The sequence below is a fragment of the Phocaeicola intestinalis genome, assembly GCF_014837065.1.
Lineage (GTDB): Bacteria > Bacteroidota > Bacteroidia > Bacteroidales > Bacteroidaceae > Phocaeicola > Phocaeicola intestinalis.
The window spans coordinates 1-24844 of the sequence record NZ_JACSPP010000042.1 but is presented as its reverse complement, the minus strand read 5'-3'; the positions used below and the strand labels follow the sequence as shown (position 1 = coordinate 24844).

The window sequence follows — 24844 nt, the reverse complement described above, 5'->3', positions numbered from 1 at the left end:
AACGTTCACATGGATGTACACGAGATTTTTCACAACCTTTCCTTAGATGGCAAGACCTCAGAGTTTTTTTGCAAGTCAATTTGGTACTACTAGAAAGGTCAATAGTCCTGCTTCTGAAACCGAACCCCGAAGTATTAGCTTCTAACTTCCAGCTGCCCGGCGGGCGATAACTTCTTCTGACTCCCTTTTTACTCCCGATTGGCATAAATAAATAAAAAAAATGGCATAATTCAAAAATAAGCAGCTAAATATGTTGTAGAATAGAAAAAAACTTACGTAATTTGTATAATTGCAACTATTCAATAAAATTACACTTATTATTTTAAAAGACAGATGAGGGAAAATAATCAACTAGAAGAAGTAGAACGTAAAGAAGAAGTCTCCGTGAGGAAGCCTTACAATGTGCGTGAACGCAAGATTAAGGAAGCTGCCTATCGCGATATGATCCGGGCAGAACTTGCGGATGAATTGTATGATAAGGTTCTGAATATTTTGGTCGTACAGAAAAAGTACAAAGACCCCAATTATTCGGCAAAAGACTTGGCAAAGGAATTAAAGACCAACACCCGTTATTTATCGGCAGTAATTAATTCCCGTTTTGGTATGAATTATTCGTGTCTGGTGAACGAATACCGGATTAAAGAAGCATTGCATTTGCTGGTAGACAAGCGCTATGCAGATAAAAATGTAGAAGAAATCAGCGCAATGGTAGGCTTTTCGAACCGGCAGTCGTTTTATGCAGCTTTTTATAAGAATACAGGAGAGACACCGAATGGCTACCGAAAACGGAAACGGGGAGTTTAAGAAACTAAAAATGTATTCATGGAAGAAACATTCTCTTATACGGTAGAGCAATTTGCGGATTTACAAATCTTGCGTTACCGGGTACCTGGGTTCGAACAGTTGTCTTTGAGACAGAAAATGCTGGTGTATTATCTTTCAGAGGCAGCATTGGAGGGACGTGACATCTTGTTCGACCAAAACGGGAAATACAATTTGCAAATCCGTCGTTTGCTCGAAACACTCTACGTACATTTCAACGGAAACCGTGATACGGAAGAATTCCGTTTGTTCGAAATTTACCTGAAACGCGTATGGTTCTCGAATGGAATTCATCATCATTATGCATGCGACAAGTTTGTACCGGGATTTTCACCCGATTATCTTTCCATGCTTATTGATGCTGTAAGTCCGTCGGTATTGCCACTTGCAGGAGAGGAAGATGTACAGGCTATGTGCAATAAACTCTTTCCGGTAATTTTTTCTCCGGATGTGATGCCTAAACGGGTTAATCAGACAGATGGAGAAGATTTGGTTCAGACCTCTGCCGCGAACTATTATGAAGGAGTAACGCAAAGTGAGGCGGAAACTTTCTATGCAAGACAAAAAGCATTGGGAAGTACCGACGAACCGGTAATGTATGGAATGAATAGCAAGTTGGTGAAAGAACAAGGTCAGATTACCGAACAGGTCTGGAAGGTGGGCGGGATGTATTCCGAAGCTATAGAGCGTATCATCGACTGGTTGGAAAAAGCCGAGACCGTGGCAGAAAATGAAAAACAAATCCAGGTCATCCGTCTGCTGATAGAGTTTTACCGTACGGGCAGTCTGCATACATTCGATGAATATTCCATTGCATGGTTGAAGGACACTAGTTCGCGGGTGGATTTCGTCAACGGATTCATCGAGAGTTATGGCGACCCGTTAGGGATGAAGGCAAGCTGGGAGTCGATTGTCGACTTCAAGGATTTGGAGGCTACACGGCGCACCGAACTGATTAGTGGCGAAGCACAATGGTTTGAAGATCATTCGCCTGTTGATGTACGTTTTAAAAAGAAATCCGTAAAAGGTGTTTCGGCAAAAGTCGTTACTGCTGCTATTTTGGGAGGTGATTTGTATCCGTCAACAGCTATTGGCATTAACCTGCCTAACTCGAACTGGATACGGAGCGTGCATGGCTCAAAGTCTGTCACTATCGGCAACCTGACCGAAGCATACAACCGTGCCGCCAGAGGAAACGGTTTCCGTGAGGAATTTGTATATGGCGATACCGAACTGGCTCTGCTTGACAAGTATGCCGACATTACAGACGACTTGCACACCGACCTGCACGAATGCTTGGGGCATGGTTCGGGCAAGCTGCTTCCAGGCGTGGATGCCGATGCCTTGAAAGCATATGGCTCAACGGTTGAAGAGGCGCGTGCCGACTTGTTCGGCCTGTATTACCTTGCCGACAGCAAACTGCTGGAATTGGGACTGCTACCCGATGCCGAAGCCTATAAGGCTGCGTATTATTCGTATATGATGAATGGTCTGATGACTCAGCTGGTACGGATAGAACCAGGTCATACGGTAGAAGAAGCACACATGCGGAATCGTCAGCTGATAGCCCGTTGGGTACTTGAACAAGGAAAGACAGACAAGGTGGTCGAAATGGTGGTGCGCGAAGGAAAGACCTATGTACGCATTAACGACTATCTCCATCTGCGTACACTCTTCGGACGCTTGCTCGCCGAAGTGCAGCGCATTAAAAGCGAAGGCGACTACGAGGCGGCACGTCTGTTGGTGGAAACGTATGGAGTACAGGTAGACCCGATTCTCCATGCCGAGGTGTTACGCCGTTACAAACGTCTGCACTTGGCTCCTTACAAAGGTTTTGTCAATCCCGTTTATACCTTACAGACCGATGCCGAAGGCAAGGTGACCGATGTACTGGTATCTTATACCGAGGGATATGCAGAACAGATGTTACGTTATGCCCGGGAGTATGCGAATGTGAAATAATAGAAATTCCATTACGAAGCGCATGGTATATCATTCAAGGTGGGTATCAAAAGATAAAACGGCTTTTATTTTGTTGTCCTGAGGGAGGCTGTATCAAAAAAAACGACTGTTAAAAAGTAATGTCATAATCGAATGGGTTTTCCGCAGGAAATAGGCACTCAGGATGACAAAATGAAAGTTGATTCCGATTTTGATACACCCTCTACTCAGCATGACAAATGATTTTTCGCAAATCATTTTTGTGCTACTATAACTTTTTTGTGGCTAAATGCCGATATTCAAAAAAAGAAATATGGACTTACACGAAACACTTAAAGAAATCAAATCAAAATTCCGTTTGTTTATGAACGGTCCCATATCGCAAAGCATGCGGGAGAAAGGGATGAATTACAAAGTTAACTTCGGGATTGAGTACCCACGTATTAAGGAGATAGCGGCAGAATATACTCCCGACCACGATTTGGCACAAGCCTTGTGGAAGGAAGACATTCGGGAGTGCAAGATTATGGCAGGGTTGCTTCAGCCGACGGAAACTTTTTATCCTGAAATTGCCGATATCTGGATAGAAGACATGCGTTATCCCGAGTTGGCAGAGTACACAGTGATGAACCTTTTCCAGCGTTTGCCTTATGCTGCGGAAGTCGTGTTCCACTGGATGGCAGATGAGCGCGAATACTTCCTTTTGTGTGGTTTCTTGCTGATGGCACGCCTGCTGTCGCGGGGACTTGTATTGAACGAACGTGCCGAAGCAGAGTTCATCGACCAGGCTTTTACCTCTGTTGAAAGCGAATATCTTGTAGTACAGCGGGCAGCCGCGCTTGCCTTACGCAAATATGCAGAGCAGTCTGATGCGAATGCGAAATTTATCCATAAACAACTCTCAACTTGTCTGAAATCGAAAAAGCCGGAAGTGAGAGCATTAATCGAAAGCTATATTGGATAAGAGCCTGTTTTATGCAACCTGCAAAAACAGGTATCGAAGGCGATGATAAATAAATATGGATATCCGCATTTTGCCCCCTACATGGGATGCTTTTTAAATAAATGCATGTCTGCCAACAGCCAATATATACCCCTGAAAAATGAATATATACTGCATCCGCGGTTGAATATATCTCCATCCGCGGTTGAATATATCTTCATCAGCAGTTGAATATATCTTCATCAGCGAATGCAGTACTACTGCGTTTTCAACTCATCGGGATGGGCTGATAGCGGATATTCAATTAATGTATTATTACATCTCAGTTTTTGCATCTGTTTCCGGTTCGTTTTTCCGGTTTTATTCGTCTGATAGCCCGTTATCCTCCTCATTACACAAGCGGAAATGCCTCAAAAACTCATCCCCAATCAATACACGATAATTTCAAAACAATTTCTTAAACAAATTCCCGGTTTTTTATTCGGAATAGAAAGATTTTCGTTCGGATAAAAGAATGATAATTATAGGTATTTGTGTATCTTTGTTGAATCATTTAGAATTGTTGGGTTTAGTATTATGAATAAAAGAGTGTTGTTTGTCTTATTGCTGTGTTTGGGGGCATTCTCTGGACTTGTAGCGCAAAATCCGATTATTTCCGGACAGTTTACGGCTGATCCTACAGCCCGGGTATTCGAAGGGAAAGTGTATCTTTATCCTTCGCACGATATTCCTAGTCCTGTAGAACGTTTGCAGGAATGGTTTTGTATGGAAGATTATCATGTGTTTTCATCAGAGGATCTGGTGAAGTGGACAGACCATGGGGTTGTACTTTCTCAGTCAGATGTGCCATGGGGTGATGCCGGCTCTTATTCGATGTGGGCTCCCGATTGTGTGTATAAGAACGGAACGTATTATTTCTTTTTCCCTGCCAGTCCAAAGGGTGAGAAAGGCTTCCGTATCGGTGTAGCTACGTCCGATACTCCGTTTGGACCATTCAAGCCTTTGGCCGAGCCGATAGCTGGGGTACAGGGGATTGACCCTTGTGTGTTATTGGATAAAGACGGACAGGCTTATCTGTATTGGTCGGGAAGAGGATTGAATGTAGCTCGTCTGAAGGATAACCTGACAGAACTGGATTCGGCTCCAGTACTTGTGGCCGATGTGAAAGATGGGTTTAAAGAAGGGCCTTTTGCTTTCGAACGCAATGGTAAGTATTATCTGACTTATCCATGGGTAAAAGATAAAACGGAGTGTCTGGCTTATGCAATGAGTGATTCTCCGATGGGACCGTTTGAATATAAGGGCATCATCATGGACCAGTCGCCTACAGGATGCTGGACCAATCATCATTCGTTGTTGGAGTATAAGGGACAATGGTATTTGTTTTATCACCATAATGATTATAGCCCGGATTTCGACAAGAATCGTTCGGTATGTATTGACTCGTTGTTTTTTAATGCTGACGGGACTATCCGGCAAGTGGTTCCTACCTTGCGTGGAGTCGGGATTGCGGATGCCCGTAGCCTGATTCAGATAGACCGTTATAGCACAAAAAGTGAAGAAGGAGTTTTTATTGATTATGTGAATCAGGATGATAAATTCGAAGGGTGGAAGACATTTTTCAGTCATGAAGGTGCATGGGTTACTTTTCATCGGGTGGATTTTGGCGATGGAAAGTTGCAAAAGGTGAGTGCCCGGGTAAGTTCGGAGATGGGTGGAACGTTACAGGTCTGTGCCGATGGACATGTGATAGCTGATATAGAAGTGCCTGTTACTGTAGGACGTTGGCAGACGTTGACGGTGCCGTTGACCGGGTTGCAAGAAGGGGTTCATAATTTGTGTGTTTCTTTGTTGTCGGGAAGAAATGTGCAAGTTGATTGGATACGTTTCGAATGATATATAAAAGGAATAGGATGAAGCCGCTTGCCTTGTTGCTGGTTGTGCTTGGTTTGTTGGGTGAAGCCTTTGGGGGTATTTTATGTGCCCAAAGTAATTCTGCATCTTTTAATTACCGTTATGTAACGATGCACGAAGGTTTATGCGACAATACCATCCGTGCCATTCACCAAGACCGTTTCCACTTTGTATGGTTAGGGACTTCAAACGGATTGGACCGTTATGACGGTTATGAATTCAAACATTATTCTGTATCTTCCGGTTGGGAAGAAAGGGTTATTGAAAGCAACTATATTAATGACATTACCGAAGATAATAGTGGGCATTTGTGGGTAGCGACCGAGGCAGGAGTAATGTTCATTGATTTGGAAAGTGAGCAGGTTGAATCGTTTCGGGATTATGCAGGTGAACATCAGGAGATACTTCATTCGCCGGTCCAGACGATTTTAATTGATGAGTTCGAGAATTTGTGGATTGGGAAAAGTGACGGGTTGGTGTATGTCAGGCTGGATAAGTTTCGGCATATCCAGGATGTGCAGATTCTGAAATCGGATGTAGATATCCGTGTATTGGTCCAGCACGGTAACGAGGTATGGGCTGGCGGATACGGGTGTCTCTTCCATTTTGCTTCTTCCGGAACCCAGTATTATGCATTGACGTCTTTGTGGACTGGACTTGATGTCTCGAAGCTGATTTTCACCAGTGCTTATGCTTATGGAGATTATTTGTGGCTGGGCACTCAGAGTGGATTGTATTGTTGTGACACACAGAATATGAAGTTTGTTTCTTATCGCCATGCATCTGATGACCCGGAAAGCTTGTCTTCTGATTTTGTAACAGATATCACCCGGAATACTTCGGGCGATATGGTGATAGGTACACGCAATGGTTTGAATGTGCTCAGGCAGGGTGGGCATTTTGCCAGGTATGGTAAGGGAGATGCTCCTCAGTCGTTGAATGATAATTTGATTAATCGGGTCTGGGTAGATGACGATAATGTATTTTGGGTAGGTACAGAATTTGGTGGGGTCAATATTTTGTCACCGGTACGGATTTCATTCACTTATTTTTTGCGTGGGTATGAAAAAGGCAGTCCGAATGTTATCAGTACGGTGATAGAAGACGATGAAGGAAATATTCTGGCTGGCCTGGTCGATGGAGGCTTGGCTATCCGTAGAAGAGGAAGCCGGTCTTTTCGTTTTTACAGGCATGTTCCTGGAGATTCCCGTTCTTTGTCGCATGATAATATATCACGCATTGTGCAGGATTTTGAAGGGAATTATTGGATAGCAACCATAGGTGGCGGAATTGACCGGTTGCCAAAAGAATGTCTGGATGCTCCTGTGTTCGAACATTATGATGTATCTACCACTCAGTTGCCGTCGAATGATGTTTACGATATCGCTTTGGATAGTCTACGCAATTCGCTATGGATTTGCTGCAATAATTACATTTATCTGTTAGATTTTTCTTCGGGAGCTATCAGTCAGTTGCATTATTATACCCATACGGGAGAGGAAATGTATAATATGCATACCATACTCGTAGATTCGCATTCCCGCTTGTGGATAGGTGGCAATGGAGTGGGGGTTATTGATTTGGCAAATCCGCAGGATACTTATGAATGTTTTTATTACCGGTATAAGCTGGATGCTTCAGAGCATGCAGTCAGTGAGAGGATAACATGTATATTCGAGGCACAGAACGGTGATATTTATTTGGGTAGTCAGGGTAATGGTATTTATTTATTGGAGGATGCAAGGCTTTTGTCGGCGTGTAAGTTTAAAAATTACGATGTGAGATGTGGATTGTCGGATACAAGCATTTCAAGTATATTCGCAGATGATAGTGGAAACTTGTGGATTTGTACATTGAAAGGCGTTTATTTTTTTGATATTCTTACTCGGAGGGCTTTTAAGTTTGATCAGGAAGACGGATTGTTGGTGCCTCAGTTTTATCGGCGTTCAGGATGCAAGACCTCGGATGACCGTTTGCTGTTAGGTACTACCGATGGGTTGGTGGTCTTTTGTCCGGTTATGAACTTTCCAGCGCCAGAGCAGCGTAAGGTGGTGCTGACCAATGTTTCTTTTGGAGGACGGTCTTTGGTGCCTTATCTGGATGAGACCAATCTTTTATCGAGTATTGTCAATGCCCAAGAATTGCATCTGTATCCGCCCCAGAATTCGTTTGAAGTGACTTTCAGTTGTCTGGAGTATTTGGAACCGGAAAAGGTTTTTTATACTTACCGTATTCTTGAATTGGATAAAACCCCCAATATCGGATTGATGAACCGGATTGCAAGGTATACCAATCTGTCTCCTGGAACCTATACGTTGGAGATGCGCTGTACGAATCATGATAATACGTGGTCATCGCAACTGACCCGGCTAAAGATAATAGTTCATCCTCCTTTTTACCGTACCGGATGGTTTTATACGTTGCTGGCATTGGTCGCTATACTGGCATTGGGATATACCGTTTATGCATATAATTCCCGGCAAAAATATGTTCAGCGTCTATTGAAAAGGAAAATAGATGAACGTACACAAGAGTTGCATCAGACCATAACCGAGTTGACGACTTCGAGAGAAACCATTATCCGGCAACGGGATGAAATAGTGTCGATGTCCAAACAAATGGATGAGATAAATCGGGAGAAGTTGTCATACTTTACTAATATGGCACATGAGTTCAAGACACCTTTGACATTGATTCAGGGACCAGCCCAGCAACTAGAAGGTCAGCTTGTCGGAAAAGAGCAAAAGGAAAGTTTGCAAATTATCTTACGTAATGCCCGTTATTTGTTGTCATTGGTCGAACAACTGATAGATTTGCGTAAGATTGATACAAAGAAATTGACCTTGAATTATGAATGTTTTGACTTCAGGCGTTTTTTGAATGCTGTTGTAACCGATTTTTCCGGATTGATGAAAGAGCATCATCTGATTTTTTCTTGTAAGGTTCGTCTGAAGGCAGATTTTATTTCTTCCGATAAAGAGCATTTGCACAAGGTGCTGTTCAATTTGTTGTCTAATGCAGTCAAGCATACTCCCGAAAGAGGAATGATTACGTTGTATGCTTGCCAGTTTAGGAATAAGGAGGGAAAGATGTTGCTGTATTTATCAGTTTTAAATACGGGGAGTAACATCCCGCCTGAAGAGACCGAGCGCATATTTCATCGTTTTTATAGTATTAAAGGGCAAGAACGTTATTCGGTATATGGGCAGCGGAATACAGGAATCGGACTTCACATTGTAAAAGAAATTGTAAATTTGTTGGGTGGAGTCATTAAAGTTAAAAGTTCGGATAGGCGAGGGGTGGCTTTCCGGCTTTATTTCCCGGTTACATTGGCAGATGCCGAAAAAGAACCGGATGCCGTAATGCATCAGCAGCCTGTATTATTGGGTAATGATGCTGAAACTTATGTACCGGTAGATGGAAGTAAGCCGCTTTTATTGTTGGTTGAGGATAATCCGGATATGCGGTGTTATTTAAAAGTGATACTTGAAAAGTTTTATAATGTGGCAGAGGCCAGTGACGGCAATCAGGGGTATGATTTAGCATGCAAACTGGTACCCGATTTGATTCTTTCCGATTTGATGATGCCGATATGTGACGGTATTGCCTTTTGTCGGAAAATACGTGCAGACCGTTCATTGAAACATATTCCTTTTGTTTTGCTTTCGGCCAATTCGGACGCTGAAGCACAGACCGAAAGTTTTGGTAGTGGCGTTGATGGGTATCTGACCAAACCTTTTGATGAGGCTGTTTTGTCGGCCTGTCTTCAGTCTGTAATAAAAAACCGTGAGATACAGCGACGTAGGTCGGATGTTGAGCAGGAATTTATGCCGGAGTTGAAAGACCTTGCCCAGCCAGACAAGGTTTTTATGAATGAAGTTTTGGCAGTATTGGAGCGTAATTATGCTGACTCTGATTTTGGCGTAAAGGAGTGGATGGAGATGTTGCATGTCAGTTATGCAGTCATCTATAAGAAAATGGTTTCGTTGACAGGGCTTTCGCCTGTACGTTTCCTGCAGGTTTACCGTTTGCAGAAAGCGAAGTTGTTGTTGGAAAATAGTAGTAATGTAATTGTGTCTGAGGTAGCTTATAAGGTTGGTTTTAACGATCCGAAATATTTTACCAGGGTTTTTGTCCGTCAATATGGACAGACCCCCACCGCTTTCGTCAAGACTTGACGAAAGCGGCAGATGTCTGCTTATTGTATATCGGGCATTATCGTGTCGGAATGTTTTATAGCCGCCGGAGGAAGAAGAATCCGTTTTCCGAATGTGGCTTTTTGAGGCATAGGCAAACTTGGATACAAAGGAAGTTGGCTGTGGCTTCTTGTTGAGAGGTTTTCGTATTTACGTCCGGCACGGAGTAATGCTGCTTGCAGCAAAGGTTCGTTTACATCGCCTAGTTGGTAAGGAAGCATCGGATTGTCTTCTACCGTTACATCGGGTTGTAGTCCGTCGGGCATACAGGGCGTTTCTCCATTGGCGTTTTGGTAAATGCTGACCATAATATATACGCCCCAATTTTTGATTTCTTCCGGACAGCGTTGGTATGTATCTTCACCACTTAGCATCAATCCGGTACAATACTTGCCATGTGAGGCCGTACCTATCAGTTCTATGTCCATATAAGGCATTAGTCCGCTTAGCAGAGCTTCGGATGCTGAGGCTGTGCCGGAAGAAATGATTCCGTATATTTTCTTTAACCCGATGTTGGCGTCTTTGGTACTTATGTGCAGGTTAATATCATCATAGTTATATTCTGTAGTGAAGCGTGTTTCCAGGTTGATGCCTTCTTGGCGGTATATTTCTGTCAGATAATCATTGTAAGTTTCTTTTTCGAATATTTTTTTCGCTTCTACATCAGCTTGTGGGGCAAACATTGATGCCAGGACGTTTTCGGTTATGACATATCCTCCGCCGTTATATCTCAGGTCAAGTATCAGTTCGGAAATGTTTTCGCTTTTGAATTTCTTGCCGATTTCTACCAGTTCAGGGATAGCAATCAGGTCGAAACTGGCATAAGCCAGGTAGCCCACTTTTTTGCCGTTGAATTCGTAGACCGTATCGCATAATATCGGATTTTCATACAGGGTTGTGGCTGTCAGTTCTACTTCTTTGCCCGAAGCGGTAATCGAATAGCTTTCCCAATCTATTTCTGCAAGTGCAACGGTCAGCGAGGAAGCGTAATAAAGTTCTTGATAATTGTCTGTTGTAATGTTTTGTCCGTTTATCCATAAAAGGATGTCTCCCCGTTTCAGTCCGGCTTTTTCTGCAGGGCTTCCTGCTGATACATAATTGATTACACCGATACATTGGTTGTCGTCAGACACCAGGTAAACGGTCAGGTTCCATCCGAATGTTGTGGACACACCGCCTACGCTGCTGGTAAACGAATCCATATCATCGGTCATCATGGTCCATTTATCGATATACTTGTCGCCTTCGTGGTATCTGATTTTATCTACAGTTTCAATAGGGTCTTCATTGGTTTCGATATTCCATGCTTCCAGGTCATCGTTGATATTTTTATTCCAATAATAATATGTACTCAAGATGTCTTTGCCTAATTTGTTGGCATAATAGATTTCATTGCTTATTGTTGTCGTTTCTGGTGTCTGGTCGGGCGTATCATCAGAGCAGGCTGTCCATATACAGCTCCCTGCCAGCAGAAAAAGGATTTTTAAAAGTGCTTTTTTCATACAGTCTTTTGTGTGTTTAATGTTGTCCTAATATTGAACTAATTGTGCAAAAGTAACAAAAAAAGCAGAACGGGCAACATTTTGTAGGAAATAAAGTGAATGGTGAATAAAAAATCCACAAAGACATTGGTGTATGTCTTTGTGGATTTATAAGAGGTAAGGGATAAGTGTTTATTCTACTTCTCCCAATGAGTTACCGTATTCCATTTCGCCTTGCACCACGAAAAATACATCATCAGGGTCGAAAGGACCCATTCCGTCTTTCTTGGCTTCACCGACTATGTAGTTTACAATTTCATCCTGGTCGATGTTGATGTATCCTTCTTCATCGGGTTGAGCATCCAAACAGCCGCTGGTTGTATAGTAATCTACTATCAAGTCGAGCATATAATACAGTTCGTCATCCGAGAATTTGCCTTTTAAATCTTGCGGCAAATAATTCTTGATGAATGCGATGGTCTTTTCATCGTCTTCATCTTCCAACAAGAAATTGTCATCCATTCCCATAGTTCAGTTCTTTTTTTAGAATGAATATCCGCATTTTGTCAATCTGTCAGGTGCTATTTGGTATTAGCCTTGTATCTTTTGTAGGATAAATACAACTTTAGCCTTTGTTTCAGAATGGGGCAGATTGCGGATATTCATATTTAAGATTAATGATATTTACTTTTGAAGAAATTACTTCAACAAAGCTTCTACTTTTTCTTTCAGAGCGGCTTTTGTAGTAGCTCCTACTTGTTTGTCAACGACTTTACCATCTTTGATGAAAAGTACGGTTGGAATATTACGAACTCCAAACTGTCCGGGCAGGTCTGAATTTTCGTCCACATCACATTTACCGATGTTTACAGTGTCTTTGTATTCTTCGGCCAGTTCTTCAATATACGGGGCAATCTGGCGGCAAGGTCCACACCATGTTGCCCAAAAGTCCAATACTACCGGTTTTCCTTCTGCTACGATTGCATCAAAATTGTCATCTTTAATTGTCAGTGCCATAATTCAAATGTTTATTGTTATCAAAATATCTACGCAAATATATACTAATTTATTTTATAGTCCAACAAAGGTTGGGTTTTTAAATAATTTACTAGGTTTTTATGTACTTCAATCTTCAATGTGCGTGAAAGCAAGTTGACAAACATTTGTCCGTCTTCATCGCGGATGAAGAAGTATAATTCGGTATTTCCCGGACTGTCTTTTACCATAGACCCCAATTCCATAATCATTTCGTCATTAATAGCAGACAGTGGAGCTGTTACGGTCAGTTTTTCTATCAGCCGGTCTTTTACGTCTGGTAGCAGTTCAATGGTGTTGACTTTTATTTCCCATTCGTCAGGTTTCCATTGCTTGGGCTGGCATTTACCTTTTAGATAAAGGAACATACCTTCTACAAAAAAGTTCTTTTTATCTACCCATTCGTTGCCGAAAAATGCAAATTCACCTGTTCCTGAGTAGTCTTCTATTTTGGCTATGCCATAGGGTTTTCCTGTACGGGTATATCCTTCGCGTACACCAGTAACGATACCTCCCATGGTCAGGTCATGATTTTGCAGTGGTGTCAGGTCTGCCAGTTGTATCATGTGCGTATTGCATACATCTTCCAGTATGACAGCATATTCGTCAAGCGGATGGGCGGAAAGGTAGATACCTACCAGTTCACGTTCTTTATTCAAGCGTTCCAAATCGCTCCATGTCGGTGCGGAAATGATTTCCGGAGTTGCTATTTCTATTTCTTCGGTACCACCAAACAGAGAATTGGCCGTAGCTGCTTTGTCCAGCTGGTACCGGTTACCATAACGTACCAGTACTTCGGTGAACGTTTCTTCTTTGGCGTTTTTCATAAAGAAATCTTCACGTTTGATATCTGTAAAGCTATCAAACCCGCCTGCCAATGCCAGGTTTTCAATGTTTTTGCGGTTGCAAGCCGACAGGTTGACACGTTGCACGAAATCGAAGATGTTTTTGAACGGTCCGTTTTTTTCCCGTTCTGACAAAATGCTTTGTACAGCTGATTCGCCTACTCCTTTGATGGCACCTAGTCCGAACCGGATGTCTCCGTGGTAGTTTACCGAGAATTTCAGGTTACTTTCATTTACATCCGGTCCCAGTACATTGATGCCTGTAGCCTTACATTCATCCATCAGTTTGGTAATTTCGGTGATATTTGAAATGTTCCGGCTCATGGTTGCTGCCATGTACTCAGACGGATAATTGGCTTTCAGATAAGCAGTCTGGTAGGCTACCCACGAGTAGCATGTAGCGTGCGATTTGTTGAATGCATACGAAGCGAATTTCTCCCAGTCAGCCCAAATCTTTTCAAGGGTTTTCGGGTCGTGTCCGTTTTTCTTTCCCCCTTCGATAAATTTGGGTTTCATGTGATCCAGCTTGTCACGCAATTTCTTTCCCATTGCTTTACGCAGGGCATCCGATTCGCCTCGTGTAAAATCAGCAAGCAGGCGTGAGAGCAGCATCACCTGCTCCTGGTATACTGTAATGCCATAAGTATCTTTCAGGTACTTTTCCATGATAGGAATGTCATATTCTATTGGCTTCCGTCCGTGTTTCCGGTCGATGAAGTCTGGAATATAGTCCATCGGTCCCGGACGATACAGGGCATTCATGGCAATCAAGTCTTCAAAAGTGGAAGGCTGAAGTTCACGGAGATATTTCTGCATACCGGCGGACTCGAACTGGAATGTACCGATGGTCCGTCCGTCGCTATATAATTTATAGGTAGCAGGGTCGTCAATCGGAATTTCGTCTATATTCAGTTGTATTCCCTTGCTGTGACGGATGTTTTCAAGGGCTTCTTTGATGATAGACAGGGTTTTCAGACCTAAGAAGTCCATCTTGATTAGTCCTGTTTCTTCGATAACAGACCCTTCGTATTGAGTCACCAGCATCTTCTCGCCGGTTTCTTTATCATCAGCTGTACTTACTGGCACCCAGTCGGTGATGTCATCGCGGCAGATGATTGTACCACATGCGTGTACCCCTGTATTGCGTACATTGCCTTCCAGCATCTTTGCATATTTGATTGTGTCACGCAGGATTGGGTTCGGAGAAACCTCTGCCTCCTGCAGTTCGGGGACATAAGCAATGGCATTCGGGAGATTCAGTTTTTTGTCTGGAATCTTGTCGGGTATCAGTTTACATAGCCTGTCAGACTCGGAAAGAGGAAGCTTTTGCACTCGTGCAACATCTTTGATGGCAAGTTTGGTAGCCATGGTTCCATAAGTGATGATATGTGCTACTTTCTCTTGTCCGTATTTTTCTGTTACCCAGTTTAAAACGCGTCCTCGACCATCATCGTCAAAATCGACGTCAATATCAGGCAATGAGATTCGGTCAGGATTTAAGAAACGTTCAAACAGCAAGTCATATTTGATAGGGTCAATTTGTGTAATGCCCAGACAGTATGCTACAGCCGAACCTGCCGCTGAACCACGTCCGGGTCCAACGGAAACATCCAGCAGATTACGTGCGGCCGAAATGAAGTCTTGCACAATCAGAAAGTATCCGGGGAAACCCATGGTTTTCATGATGTGCAGTTCGAATTTGATACGTTCCTTTACTTCTTCGCTCAGCTCATCACCGTAGCGTCGGCGGGCACCTTCGTAAGCAAGTTTTGCCAGATAGTCTGCTTCCAGTTTGATACGGTATAATTTTTCGTAACCTCCCAGTCGGTCTATTTTTGCTTTGGCATCGGCTTCACTCATGACAATGTTCCCGTTTTCGTCTTGCGTGAATTCGTCGAACAGGTCTTTTTCAGTATATTTTTTACGATACTCTTCTTCTGTACCGAAATCTTCCGGAATGGCAAAAGTCGGCATAATCGGAGCATGGTCTATTGAATAAAATTCAACCTTATCGCATACTTCACAGGTGTTGGCCAGTGCTTCGGGCACATCGCTGAAGATGGCGTTCATCTCTTCGCGCGTCTTCATCCACTCTTGTTTGGTGTAAAGCATGCGTTTAGGGTCGTCCAGGTCTTTGCCTGTGCTCAGGCATATCAACCGGTCGTGTGCTTCAGCATTTTCTTCGTCAACAAAATGTACATCGTTGGTGCAGACCAGCTTGATATCGTATTTTTTTGCATACTCGATAAGTTTCTTGTTGACCGTTTCCTGCAATTTATAGACTTCGTGATTGGCGCGTGGCACAGTAGCTTTATGGCGTTGCAACTCCAGATAATAATCATCGCCAAACAGATTCTTGTACCATTGTATAGCTTCTTCTGCTTCGGCAAACTGTCCTGCAGTGATGCGTCGTGGTACTTCTCCTCCCAGACAGGCAGAACAAACAATCAGTCCTTCATGATATTTTTCAAGTTCTGCCCGGTCGGTGCGGGGGCGCATATAGAATCCTTCTGTCCAGGCTTTCGATACCAGTTTGATAAGGTTGTGATAACCTTGCAGGTTTTTGGCAAGTACAATCAGGTGATAACCACTTTGGTCGGGTTTACCGTTTTTATCGCTCAGCCGGTTGCGTGCAACGTACATTTCGCATCCGATAATTGGTTTGAACAATCTTTTTTGGGCAGCTTCCAGTTGTTCGCGGCAGGTTGCCAAATCGGCTTCTACGTTTTCCGATTCTGTCTTTCCGCTTTCCAGTCCGGCTATTTTTTTCTTCAAGTCTTTTATTTCTCCGTTTGTGGCTCCGTTTTTCTTATTTACATAATTGAAAAACTCTTTGATACCGAACATATCACCATGGTCAGTAATGGCAATACCTTTCATACCATTTCCGATGGCTTTGTCTACCAGGCGGGTAATGGATGCTTGCCCGTCCAGAATAGAATATTGAGTGTGAACATGTAAATGAACAAAATCCTGCATAATTCAGTTTATATGGTAAAATCAGCCCAAAGATACCGAGTTTATGCGAAGAATCAAAAGACAAAGTTGTAAAGAAGGCAGAATTTTATGAAAAAAAGAAAGAAAGTCACAATTCTGAACGTTGTTTATTTGCAGGGTAGATAAATTAACTTTATTTTTGCACGATAAATAAAAGTGTGACCCATTGTTTCAAGTATGAATAAGATAAGAAAAAAGATAAAGAAGATTAGGCTGCATCAGGAAGGAACCCATATCTTGGTGAGCGCTGCCATCATACTCCTTATTATAAATATAGCTCTTTATTGGGGGCTGGAGTGTAAATGGCCTTTTTATATCGTGGCTTTAGCCAGTCTTTTTTTGTATTCGATGATGGTCAACTTTTTCCGTTGTCCGATACGTCTTTTTAATAAGGATACGGAGAAAATTGTCGTTGCACCTGCCGATGGAAAGGTGGTGGTGGTAGAAGAGGTGGACGAGCATGAATATTTTCACGACCGCCGGCTGATGGTTTCTATTTTTATGAGTATCACTAATGTACATGCCAACTGGTATCCTGTAGATGGAACCGTGAAGCATGTTTCCCATCAGAAAGGACGGTTTATGAAAGCATGGCTCCCGAAGGCAAGTACCGAAAACGAACGCTCGACCATTGTGATTGAAACACCTGAAGGACATACGGTCATGGCACGCCAGATAGCAGGAGCTGTGGCGCGACGTATCGTTACGTATGCTGAAGTGGGAGAAGAATGTTATATAGACGAGCATATGGGATTCATCAAGTTTGGTTCCCGGGTGGATGTCTATCTGCCTTTAGGTACAGAAATTTGTGTGCGGATGGGGCAGAAAACGGTCGGTAATCAGACGGTTATCGCCAAACTGAAATAAAGAATTAAAGGAAGGAGGAACAGAAATGGCCAATGCAATGATTCGGAACATTCCGAATACACTGACTTGTTGCAACTTGTTTTCGGGTTGCATTGCCTCATGCATGGCTTTTCAGGGCAATTATGTATGGGCGTTTGTTTTCATTATCATCGGTGCGGCTTTTGACTTTTTCGATGGTATGGTGGCACGTTTACTGCATGTCTCGTCTCCTATCGGTAAAGAATTGGATTCGCTGGCCGATGATATTACTTTCGGTCTGGCGCCTGCAGCTATTGCTTTTGCCTTGTTTCAGGAGGTGCATTATCCCGATTTTATCCAGATCCTGCGTCCGGTATTGCCTTATACGGCATTTCTGGTTGCTGTATTCTCGGGGCTACGTTTGGCCAAATTCAATATTGATACACGCCAGACCAGTTCGTTTATCGGTATGCCTACTCCTGCCAATGCTTTGTTCTGGGGTTCGCTGGTGACAGGCGAGCATGCCTTTCTTACTTCGCCTCATTTTAATGCCGTGTATTTGTTTGTACTGGTTGTGGTAATGTCACTTCTGTTGGTAGCTGAATTGCCGATGTTTTCACTTAAGTTTAAAGATTTGTCATGGCAGCATAATAAGGTGAGTTATATCTTTTTGATTGGCTGCATACCTTTATTCTTGATTTTCCAGTGGAGTGGTTTTGCAGCTGTTATCATCTGGTATGTTATCTTGTCTTTGCTTTTCCGTAAAAAATCATAAAGAGACAATCGGTGGCACGGTTGTTGTATGATAAAAACAAACCAAAAGCCAATAGCTTATGTTTCATATTTTAGGATTTTTGTTTTTCTTCGTTCTGGTAATCTTGATTATCGGGCTGGTATTATTGTCTAAAATTGTCCGCACGATATTCGGATTTGGACGTAAGATGACACGGAGCGGTACTGCCGAAGACACTTATCGGCAACGTACGACCTATGCAGAAGATACACGTCGTGATGACGAATCGCAATATTCGGATAAGGATTCCCGGCGCCGTAAGAAGGTTTTTGATAGCGATGAGGGGGAATACATTGATTTTGAGGAAATCAAAGATAAATGAAGAATGAAGAATACCTGCGGAGGAGAATTCTTCATTCTTCATTTTTCATTTTATTCTTCTTCTACCAGATCCTGGATAGGCATTTGCCGTTTGATAGCTTCGCGGAACGAGATGATGGTTTCCGAGCGCGAAAGACCTAAAGGCTGTAGCTTGTCATGGATGATGTTAAGGAGATGGTGGTTGTTTTTTGCATAAATCTTAATAAACAAATCATATTGTCCGGTTGTAAAGTGGCATTCCACAACTTCGGGAATGAGTTTCAACGCTTCCGTTACTGAATCGAATTGTTCAGGGTCTTTCAGATACAGACCGATATAGGCACACGTTTCGTAACCTATTTTTTCTGGATCTATAATAAACTCGGAACCTTTCAGGATACCTAGATTGGTCAGCTTTTGAATGCGCTGATGAATGGCTGCACCCGATACATTGCAAGCTCGGGCGACCTCTAAAAACGGAATACGTGCATTATCTGCTATTAATCGCAGAATCTGTTCGTCTAATTTGTCTAATTGATGATGTCCCATTTATTTTATTTTAGTTTGATACAAATATAATGATTTTTCTTTCAAATGCCTATATGTGACTAACTTTTCTCAAGTTTTTAGCATGAATTTGCCAGATAGTCTTATCTTTGCGTACTAAAAACAGATGCGTCATGAGAAAAAGAATTATGTTTACACTCTTGGCTTTGCTCTTTTGGTGGAATGGAGCAGAGGCCCAAAGTTTCGATGACTATTTCATCGACAAAACACTTCGTGTTGATTATTTGTTCAATGGAGATGCCAGCAAGCAGGTCATCAGCCTTGATGAATTGGTTTCACTTCCCGGATGGGCGGGGAGGCGACATGCGCTCGATCGTCTTCCCTTGGAAGGGAATGGGGATATCACGATGGTTGACAAGGCGAGTGGCAAAGTGATTTATCGTACTTCCTTTTCCAGTTTGTTTCAGGAATGGCTGGGTGAGAAAGAGGCACAGCAGCTTACACGTGGTTTTGAGAATACCTTCTTGTTGCCATATCCTAAATATCCGGCTATTGTGACCGTCCGTCTGAAGGATGTCCGGCATCAGCCTTGTGCCGTGCTGAAGCATGAAGTCAATCCGGAAGACATTCTTATCCACCAGAGAGGTACTTCTCAAATCACGCCACACCGTTATTTGCTTCAGAATGGAGCTTCGGATGCGTGTATCGATATCGCTATCCTTGCCGAAGGCTATACATCGGATGAGATGGAGCTTTTTTATAAGGATGCGCAAGACGCTTGCGAGGCTATTTTTTCTCACGAGCCATTCAAGCGGCTGAAACATAAATTCAATGTTGTCGCGGTAGAATCGGTTTCACAAGATAGTGGGGTCAGCATTCCTCGGAAGAACGAGTGGAAGAATACGGCAGTCAGTTCGCACTTCGATACTTTTTATTCCGACCGCTACTTGACGACCCGTTCGGTGAAGGCAATGCATAACTGGCTTGCCGGCATCCCTTACGAACACATTATTATATTAGCCAATACCGATACCTATGGAGGCGGAGGTATCTATAACGCCTATTTGCTTACGACGGCTCATCACGCTATGTTCAAGCCCGTGGTGGTGCATGAGTTCGGGCATAGTTTTGGAGGGCTTGCCGATGAGTATGCCTACGATGAGGCTCCCAGTCCGCTTTATCCCTATGAGGTAGAACCGTGGGAGCCTAATATCACGACCTTGGTCGATTTCGGAAGCAAATGGAAAGACCTGGTGCCTGAAGGTATTCCGGTGCCTACACCGGTGGAAACCGATCCGGCAAAGATTTATACCAAGGTAGGTGTTTACGAAGGTGCCGGATATACGAAAAAAGGCATTTACCGTCCTACCACTGAGTGCCGGATGAAAATCAACGAAGCTCCCTGTTTCTGTCCGGTATGCGAACGGGCGCTCGAACGTCTGATCCGTTTTTATACTGAATAAAGAGGACAATCACACGTCTCGTGGCATTGTGTATTTTGTGGATGTCATCATAGTAGAGATATACCGCACATGATGTAAAAAACTCACAAACTTAAAAACTCACAAACTTATAAACTCACAAACTTATAAACTCACAAACTTATAAACTCACAAACTTAAAATCTTATGCTTGTTTTTACACGTATAAACACCCAGCATCCTCATTACCCTTTTGTAGAAAAATTGCTGCATCTGTCTTTTCCCGAAGAAGAACGCCGTGACGATGAGGGGCAACGCTGGAACACGGACTATAACGAACGGTTTCATTGTTATCTGCTGACTGATAAGGATGAGAACGGAAAAGAAGAACTTATCGGTGTGATTACCGTATGGAAACTGGACGGTTTTTATTACGCCGAGCATCTTGCCACTTCGCCCCAGATTCGTAACCGTGGTTATGGGCGTCAGGTTATGGAGGCACTGAAGATGCAGTTTGCAGGGAGTGTCATTGTCTTGGAAGTGGAAAGACCTGATGACGAGATGAGCCGGCGTCGTATCGGTTTCTACCAACGTTGCGGCTTTAGCTTATGTATGCAGGATTATTATCAGCCCCCTTATCGGGCAGGAGGAAAAGGGTTGCCGCTTTACTTGATGTATGCAGGTGCCGACGAGATAGACTCATATTATCCGCAGATACGTGACGAAATTTATCGGAATGTGTACGGAGTAAAGGTGTAGGGCGAACATTTCTCTTCTTCTGATTGTTTTATTTAACAGGCAAGATACTTGAATATTGCATATTTATTAGTATCTTGCCTGTTCTTAATCAGTATAGAGACCAAACGTTTAATTAAAAGGAAAGAGTATGAAAAACTGGAGAATGGAAGCCATTATACTGGCTGTAGGTATGCTTTTGTTGGGAGTGTTTATTAAAAACGGATTTAGCGAATTTGCTCAAAAAGACCGCAGTGTAAACGTGAAAGGACTAGCCGAAATGGAGGTTCCAGCCGACAAGGTGACGTGGCCTCTGGTATACAAGAGCTTGGGGAATGACTTGGGAGCATTGTATGATGACATCAAACGCTCGAACCAGACGATTTTGGAATTTCTGAAGGAAAAAGGACTTGCCGAAACGGAAATCAGTGTCAATGCTCCTGAAATCATCGACCTGAAGGCGGAACGGTATAGTAATAATAATGATACACCGTACCGTTATAATGTGACTTCGGTTATCACCGTTACTTCGATGAAGGTGGACCTGGTGCGTAAGCTTATCAGCGAACAGGGAGAATTACTGAAACGTGGGATTGCCATCACGGGAGGCGACTATCGGTATAATGTGTCATACGAATATACCAGTCTGAACAAAATCAAGCCGGGCATGATAGAAGAAGCTACCAAGAATGCCCGTGAGGCAGCCGAAAAGTTTGCCAAAGATTCAGAAAGCGAACTGGGCAAGATCAGACATGCCAGTCAGGGGCAGTTCAGCATCAGCGACCGCGATGCCAATACTCCTTATATAAAGAAGGTGCGAGTGGTTACGACAATAGAATATTCGCTGGAGGATTAAAAAAACGGTTAAAAGTTTTCACTTTCAGGAATTTGTTATACCTTTGCACCCGATTTAGATCAATATAAAGTCTAACACAATTAGTTATTTACAAAACAATTATTTAAACTTAATGGAAAACTTAAAAGACGTAAAGCCCATTGAAGATTTCAATTGGGATGCTTATGAGAGCGGTGAGTCAGCATCAAGCATAAGCAAAGAAGAACAAGAAAAGGCTTATGACAACACCTTGAACAAGGTAGGCGACCATGAGGTGGTTGACGGTACCGTAATCGCAATGAACAAACGTGAGGTTGTAGTGAACATCGGCTACAAGTCAGACGGCATCATCCCGCTGAGCGAATTCCGCTACAATCCCGACCTGAAGGTGGGCGACACTGTAGAAGTGTACATCGAAAACCAGGAAGACAAGAAAGGCCAGCTGATCTTGTCGCACAAGAAAGCGCGTGCTACACGCTCTTGGGACCGTGTCAATGCAGCACTCGAAAACGAAGAAATTATCAAGGGTTACATCAAGTGCCGTACGAAAGGCGGTATGATTGTAGACGTATTCGGCATCGAAGCATTCTTGCCGGGTTCGCAAATCGATGTGAAACCTATCCGCGACTACGATGTGTTCGTAGGCAAGACGATGGAATTCAAGGTTGTAAAAATCAATCAGGAATTCAAGAATGTGGTTGTTTCGCACAAGGCGCTTATCGAAGCCGAACTGGAACAACAGAAGAAAGAAATCATCAGCAAGCTCGAAAAAGGCCAGGTACTGGAAGGTACTGTCAAGAATATCACTTCTTACGGCGTATTCATCGACTTGGGCGGCGTAGACGGTTTGATCCACATCACCGACTTGTCGTGGGGCCGTGTAAGCGATCCGCATGAAGTCGTTCAGTTGGATCAGAAACTGAATGTAGTTATCCTCGACTTCGATGACGAAAAGAAACGCATCGCTTTGGGCTTGAAGCAACTGACTCCGCATCCATGGGACAGCCTCGATCCGAACTTGAAGGTAGGCGACCATGTGAAAGGCAAAGTTGTCGTTATGGCTGATTACGGAGCATTCGTTGAAATCGCTCCGGGCGTAGAAGGACTGATTCACGTATCAGAAATGTCTTGGTCGCAACACTTGCGTTCGGCTCAGGACTTCATGAAGGTAGGCGATGAAATCGAAGCCGTTATCCTGACACTCGACCGCGACGAACGCAAGATGTCTTTGGGTATCAAGCAGCTGAAACCGGATCCATGGGAAACGATTGAAGAGAAATACCCCGTAGGCTCTAAGCACACGGCTAAGGTACGCAACTTCACCAACTTCGGCGTATTCGTAGAAATCGAAGAAGGTGTAGACGGACTGATTCACATCTCTGACCTGTCTTGGACGAAGAAAATCAAACATCCGTCAGAATTCACTCAGATCGGTGCAGACATCGATGTAGTAGTTCTGGAAATCGACAAGGAAAACCGTCGCCTGAGCTTGGGTCACAAGCAATTGGAAGAAAATCCGTGGGATGTATTCGAAACCGTATTTACAGTAGGTTCGGTACACGAAGGACGCATCATCGAAATGCTGGATAAGGGTGCCGTTATCGCATTGCCTTACGGTGTAGAAGGTTTCGCAACTCCGAAACACCTGGTAAAAGAAGACGGATCTCAAGCTCAGCTCGATGAAAAGCTTCCGTTCAAGGTCATCGAATTCAATAAGGACGCTAAACGCATTATCTTGTCTCACAGCCGTATCTTCGAAGATGCTCAGAAAGCAGAAGAAAAGGCAGAAAAGAAAGCTAAGCGTGCAGCTAAGAAGGAAGAAACTCCGATGATTCAGAACCAGGCTGCTTCTACTACTTTGGGTGATATCGATGCTTTGGCAGCATTGAAGGAACAGTTGGAAGGAAAGAACAATAAATAATTTCTTCTTTATATCAGAAAAAGGGATATGCTTTTGGGTATATCCCTTTTTTATTGGCTGAAGTTCTTGGAAAATGTGTTATTTTTGCTCCAGAAAAATAATCTTCATATCTATGAAACAGGCATTGAAACTGGTAGGCATGTTCCTTATAGGAATTTTATTGGGGGTGATGGTAAGTGGAGCAGGTATAGCCCTGTTTACCGATATGACTTTGGCTGCGTTTTTCGGGAAACTCTTCAGACTGCATATAGCAGAAGTTATTGGTTTCCCACTCTTGTTTATATGCTTTTTTCTGATAACCCTATTCTTGCAGGTTACTTTACACGAGGCAGGACACCTGATATGCGGATTGGCTTCGGGGTATCGTTTCGTGTCGTTCCGTATCTTTAATTTCACGTGGATACGCAAGGATGGTAAATGGGTCTTGAAACGTTTCAGTGTGGCAGGTACCGGAGGGCAATGCTTGTTGGCTCCGCCTGATAGGCCTGAGGAAGAGATTCCGGTATGCGGATATAACATGGGTGGTGTAATGATGAACATTTTGACTGCCCTTGTGGCTTTGGGATTTTTATTGTGGATGGAGGATTTGCCTTTCATGTCATCGGTTTTTCTGGTGTTTTGGGTAATAATCGGATTGTTTTTGGGAGTGACAAATGGTGTTCCGATGAAGCTGGGTGGAATAGGGAACGATGCTTATACATTGCGTTTGCTGAGACATAATCCGGCAACGAAGCATGCTCTGATATTGCAACTTCGTATAAATGCGCTGATACAAGAAGGGATGCGTCCGAAAGATATGCCCGAAGAATGGTTCAAGCAAGATGCGGCAACGATAGATTACAAAGACATTCTGCAAGCGACAATCGGACTGATGAATGTGTCCCGCCTGCTAGATCGGGAAGAGTGGGAGGACGCTTATCGTCTTTTGGAAGATGTCAAGAGCCATAGCTCCGAACTGATAGGTATTTTGCAACAAGAAACGGATGCTGAGCTGCTTTTTACAGCTTTGGTAACTGGGAGGATGGAACGTACCGGTGAACTTGCGACTGATAAATTGCTGCGTTATATTCACCTATATAGTCGTGTCAGTTCTTCGAAACAGCGTCAACTTTTCGCACTGGCTTTGTATCAGGAAAACGACAGGGAAAAGGCCGAAACTATATACCGCAGCGTCGTGAACCTTCGTGAGAAATACCTCATGCAAGGGGAGGTGAATATGGATATTGCCTTGATGGAAGTCTTGCTGGCGCAGGAGGCTTAGAAGCTGTTTTGAATTTCTCCAAAAAGTTTTTCTTGGCTTGATGTATCTGTTTTCGTGTGTGCTTTGGGCGAT

General features: G+C 43.3%; 18 protein-coding genes. 13 read left to right on the top strand and 5 right to left on the bottom strand.

Annotated elements, in window-relative coordinates:
• Positions 1–333 precede the first annotated feature (333 nt).
• The 5 genes from H9625_RS12270 (at position 334) to H9625_RS12250 (ending at position 9798) form a co-directional block, all read left to right on the top strand.
• Positions 334–804 carry a helix-turn-helix domain-containing protein gene (locus tag H9625_RS12270; RefSeq protein ID WP_022041322.1) on the top strand — a complete coding sequence of 157 codons (471 nt, stop codon included), beginning with the start codon at positions 334–336 and terminating at the stop codon, positions 802–804.
• Between the two features lie 18 nt (positions 805–822).
• The gene (locus H9625_RS12265; RefSeq protein WP_022041323.1) at positions 823–2784 is read left to right on the top strand and encodes a dipeptidyl-peptidase 3 family protein; all 1962 of its coding nucleotides are present in this window, start codon (positions 823–825) and stop codon (positions 2782–2784) included.
• A gap of 292 nt (positions 2785–3076) precedes the next feature.
• Complete coding sequence (locus H9625_RS12260; RefSeq protein WP_087210114.1) at positions 3077–3727, top strand: DNA alkylation repair protein; 651 nt, start codon at positions 3077–3079, stop codon at positions 3725–3727.
• 555 nt (positions 3728–4282) lie between these two features.
• Positions 4283–5602 (top strand): family 43 glycosylhydrolase, encoded by a 1320-nt coding sequence (locus H9625_RS12255; protein ID WP_087210117.1) that lies wholly within the window; start codon positions 4283–4285, stop codon positions 5600–5602.
• Between the two features lie 17 nt (positions 5603–5619).
• Entirely contained in the window at positions 5620–9798 is a 4179-nt protein-coding gene (locus H9625_RS12250; RefSeq protein ID WP_191764563.1) for a hybrid sensor histidine kinase/response regulator transcription factor, read from the top strand.
• A gap of 20 nt (positions 9799–9818) precedes the next feature.
• Here the strand turns inward: H9625_RS12250 and H9625_RS12245 are convergent, their stop codons facing one another.
• The 4 genes from H9625_RS12245 to dnaE form a co-directional block, all read right to left on the bottom strand.
• On the bottom strand, positions 9819–11318 hold the full coding sequence (locus tag H9625_RS12245; protein WP_191764561.1) for a S41 family peptidase: 1500 nt from the start codon (positions 11316–11318) through the stop codon (positions 9819–9821).
• A 171-nt stretch (positions 11319–11489) separates the two neighbouring features.
• Positions 11490–11825 (bottom strand): hypothetical protein, encoded by a 336-nt coding sequence (locus tag H9625_RS12240; RefSeq protein WP_022041330.1) that lies wholly within the window; start codon positions 11823–11825, stop codon positions 11490–11492.
• 171 nt (positions 11826–11996) lie between these two features.
• Positions 11997–12314 (bottom strand): thioredoxin, encoded by a 318-nt coding sequence (trxA, locus tag H9625_RS12235; protein ID WP_087396894.1) that lies wholly within the window; start codon positions 12312–12314, stop codon positions 11997–11999.
• Between the two features lie 44 nt (positions 12315–12358).
• The gene (dnaE, locus tag H9625_RS12230; RefSeq protein ID WP_087210126.1) at positions 12359–16156 is read right to left on the bottom strand and encodes a DNA polymerase III subunit alpha; all 3798 of its coding nucleotides are present in this window, start codon (positions 16154–16156) and stop codon (positions 12359–12361) included.
• A 195-nt stretch (positions 16157–16351) separates the two neighbouring features.
• Between dnaE and H9625_RS12225 the strand changes: the two genes are divergently transcribed.
• The 3 genes from H9625_RS12225 to H9625_RS12215 are packed head-to-tail and all read left to right on the top strand — an operon-like array spanning position 16352 to position 18114.
• Positions 16352–17041 carry a phosphatidylserine decarboxylase family protein gene (locus H9625_RS12225; protein ID WP_022041333.1) on the top strand — a complete coding sequence of 230 codons (690 nt, stop codon included), beginning with the start codon at positions 16352–16354 and terminating at the stop codon, positions 17039–17041.
• A 25-nt stretch (positions 17042–17066) separates the two neighbouring features.
• Entirely contained in the window at positions 17067–17774 is a 708-nt protein-coding gene (pssA, locus tag H9625_RS12220; protein WP_191764559.1) for a CDP-diacylglycerol--serine O-phosphatidyltransferase, read from the top strand.
• Positions 17775–17832: 58 nt separating this feature from the next.
• Positions 17833–18114 carry a DUF4834 family protein gene (locus tag H9625_RS12215; RefSeq protein WP_087405799.1) on the top strand — a complete coding sequence of 94 codons (282 nt, stop codon included), beginning with the start codon at positions 17833–17835 and terminating at the stop codon, positions 18112–18114.
• 50 nt (positions 18115–18164) lie between these two features.
• On the opposite strand, the gene H9625_RS12210 is transcribed toward H9625_RS12215, so the two are convergent.
• A complete protein-coding gene (locus H9625_RS12210) occupies positions 18165–18641 on the bottom strand; it encodes an Lrp/AsnC family transcriptional regulator (protein ID WP_022041336.1) in 477 nt (158 codons plus the stop codon).
• Positions 18642–18772: 131 nt separating this feature from the next.
• On the opposite strand from H9625_RS12210, the gene H9625_RS12205 reads away from it, so the two are divergent.
• The 5 genes from H9625_RS12205 (at position 18773) to H9625_RS12185 (ending at position 24772) form a co-directional block, all read left to right on the top strand.
• Positions 18773–20062 carry a M64 family metallopeptidase gene (locus H9625_RS12205; RefSeq protein ID WP_191764557.1) on the top strand — a complete coding sequence of 430 codons (1290 nt, stop codon included), beginning with the start codon at positions 18773–18775 and terminating at the stop codon, positions 20060–20062.
• 165 nt (positions 20063–20227) lie between these two features.
• Positions 20228–20779 (top strand): GNAT family N-acetyltransferase, encoded by a 552-nt coding sequence (locus H9625_RS12200; protein ID WP_022041338.1) that lies wholly within the window; start codon positions 20228–20230, stop codon positions 20777–20779.
• Positions 20780–20906: 127 nt separating this feature from the next.
• Positions 20907–21611, top strand: a complete 705-nt coding sequence (locus tag H9625_RS12195; RefSeq protein WP_022041339.1) for an SIMPL domain-containing protein — start codon at positions 20907–20909, stop codon at positions 21609–21611.
• A gap of 112 nt (positions 21612–21723) precedes the next feature.
• Positions 21724–23511, top strand: coding sequence for a 30S ribosomal protein S1 (gene rpsA / locus H9625_RS12190; RefSeq protein WP_022041340.1), 1788 nt, complete (start codon positions 21724–21726; stop codon positions 23509–23511).
• A gap of 112 nt (positions 23512–23623) precedes the next feature.
• On the top strand, positions 23624–24772 hold the full coding sequence (locus tag H9625_RS12185) for a zinc metalloprotease (RefSeq protein WP_191764555.1): 1149 nt from the start codon (positions 23624–23626) through the stop codon (positions 24770–24772).
• Positions 24773–24844: the final 72 nt, after the last annotated feature.

Coding starts and splice junctions, on each gene's coding strand:
- H9625_RS12245 (WP_191764561.1), bottom strand. CDS start 11,318: ATGAAAAAAGCACTTTTAAAAATCCTTTTTCTGCTGGCAGGGAGCTGT.
- dnaE (WP_087210126.1), bottom strand. CDS start 16,156: ATGCAGGATTTTGTTCATTTACATGTTCACACTCAATATTCTATTCTG.
- H9625_RS12255 (WP_087210117.1), top strand. CDS start 4,283: ATGAATAAAAGAGTGTTGTTTGTCTTATTGCTGTGTTTGGGGGCATTC.
- H9625_RS12210 (WP_022041336.1), bottom strand. CDS start 18,641: ATGGGACATCATCAATTAGACAAATTAGACGAACAGATTCTGCGATTA.
- pssA (WP_191764559.1), top strand. CDS start 17,067: ATGGCCAATGCAATGATTCGGAACATTCCGAATACACTGACTTGTTGC.
- H9625_RS12260 (WP_087210114.1), top strand. CDS start 3,077: ATGGACTTACACGAAACACTTAAAGAAATCAAATCAAAATTCCGTTTG.
- H9625_RS12205 (WP_191764557.1), top strand. CDS start 18,773: ATGAGAAAAAGAATTATGTTTACACTCTTGGCTTTGCTCTTTTGGTGG.
- H9625_RS12185 (WP_191764555.1), top strand. CDS start 23,624: ATGAAACAGGCATTGAAACTGGTAGGCATGTTCCTTATAGGAATTTTA.
- rpsA (WP_022041340.1), top strand. CDS start 21,724: ATGGAAAACTTAAAAGACGTAAAGCCCATTGAAGATTTCAATTGGGAT.
- H9625_RS12250 (WP_191764563.1), top strand. CDS start 5,620: ATGAAGCCGCTTGCCTTGTTGCTGGTTGTGCTTGGTTTGTTGGGTGAA.
- H9625_RS12225 (WP_022041333.1), top strand. CDS start 16,352: ATGAATAAGATAAGAAAAAAGATAAAGAAGATTAGGCTGCATCAGGAA.
- H9625_RS12240 (WP_022041330.1), bottom strand. CDS start 11,825: ATGGGAATGGATGACAATTTCTTGTTGGAAGATGAAGACGATGAAAAG.
- H9625_RS12195 (WP_022041339.1), top strand. CDS start 20,907: ATGAAAAACTGGAGAATGGAAGCCATTATACTGGCTGTAGGTATGCTT.
- H9625_RS12200 (WP_022041338.1), top strand. CDS start 20,228: ATGCTTGTTTTTACACGTATAAACACCCAGCATCCTCATTACCCTTTT.
- trxA (WP_087396894.1), bottom strand. CDS start 12,314: ATGGCACTGACAATTAAAGATGACAATTTTGATGCAATCGTAGCAGAA.
- H9625_RS12215 (WP_087405799.1), top strand. CDS start 17,833: ATGTTTCATATTTTAGGATTTTTGTTTTTCTTCGTTCTGGTAATCTTG.
- H9625_RS12265 (WP_022041323.1), top strand. CDS start 823: ATGGAAGAAACATTCTCTTATACGGTAGAGCAATTTGCGGATTTACAA.
- H9625_RS12270 (WP_022041322.1), top strand. CDS start 334: ATGAGGGAAAATAATCAACTAGAAGAAGTAGAACGTAAAGAAGAAGTC.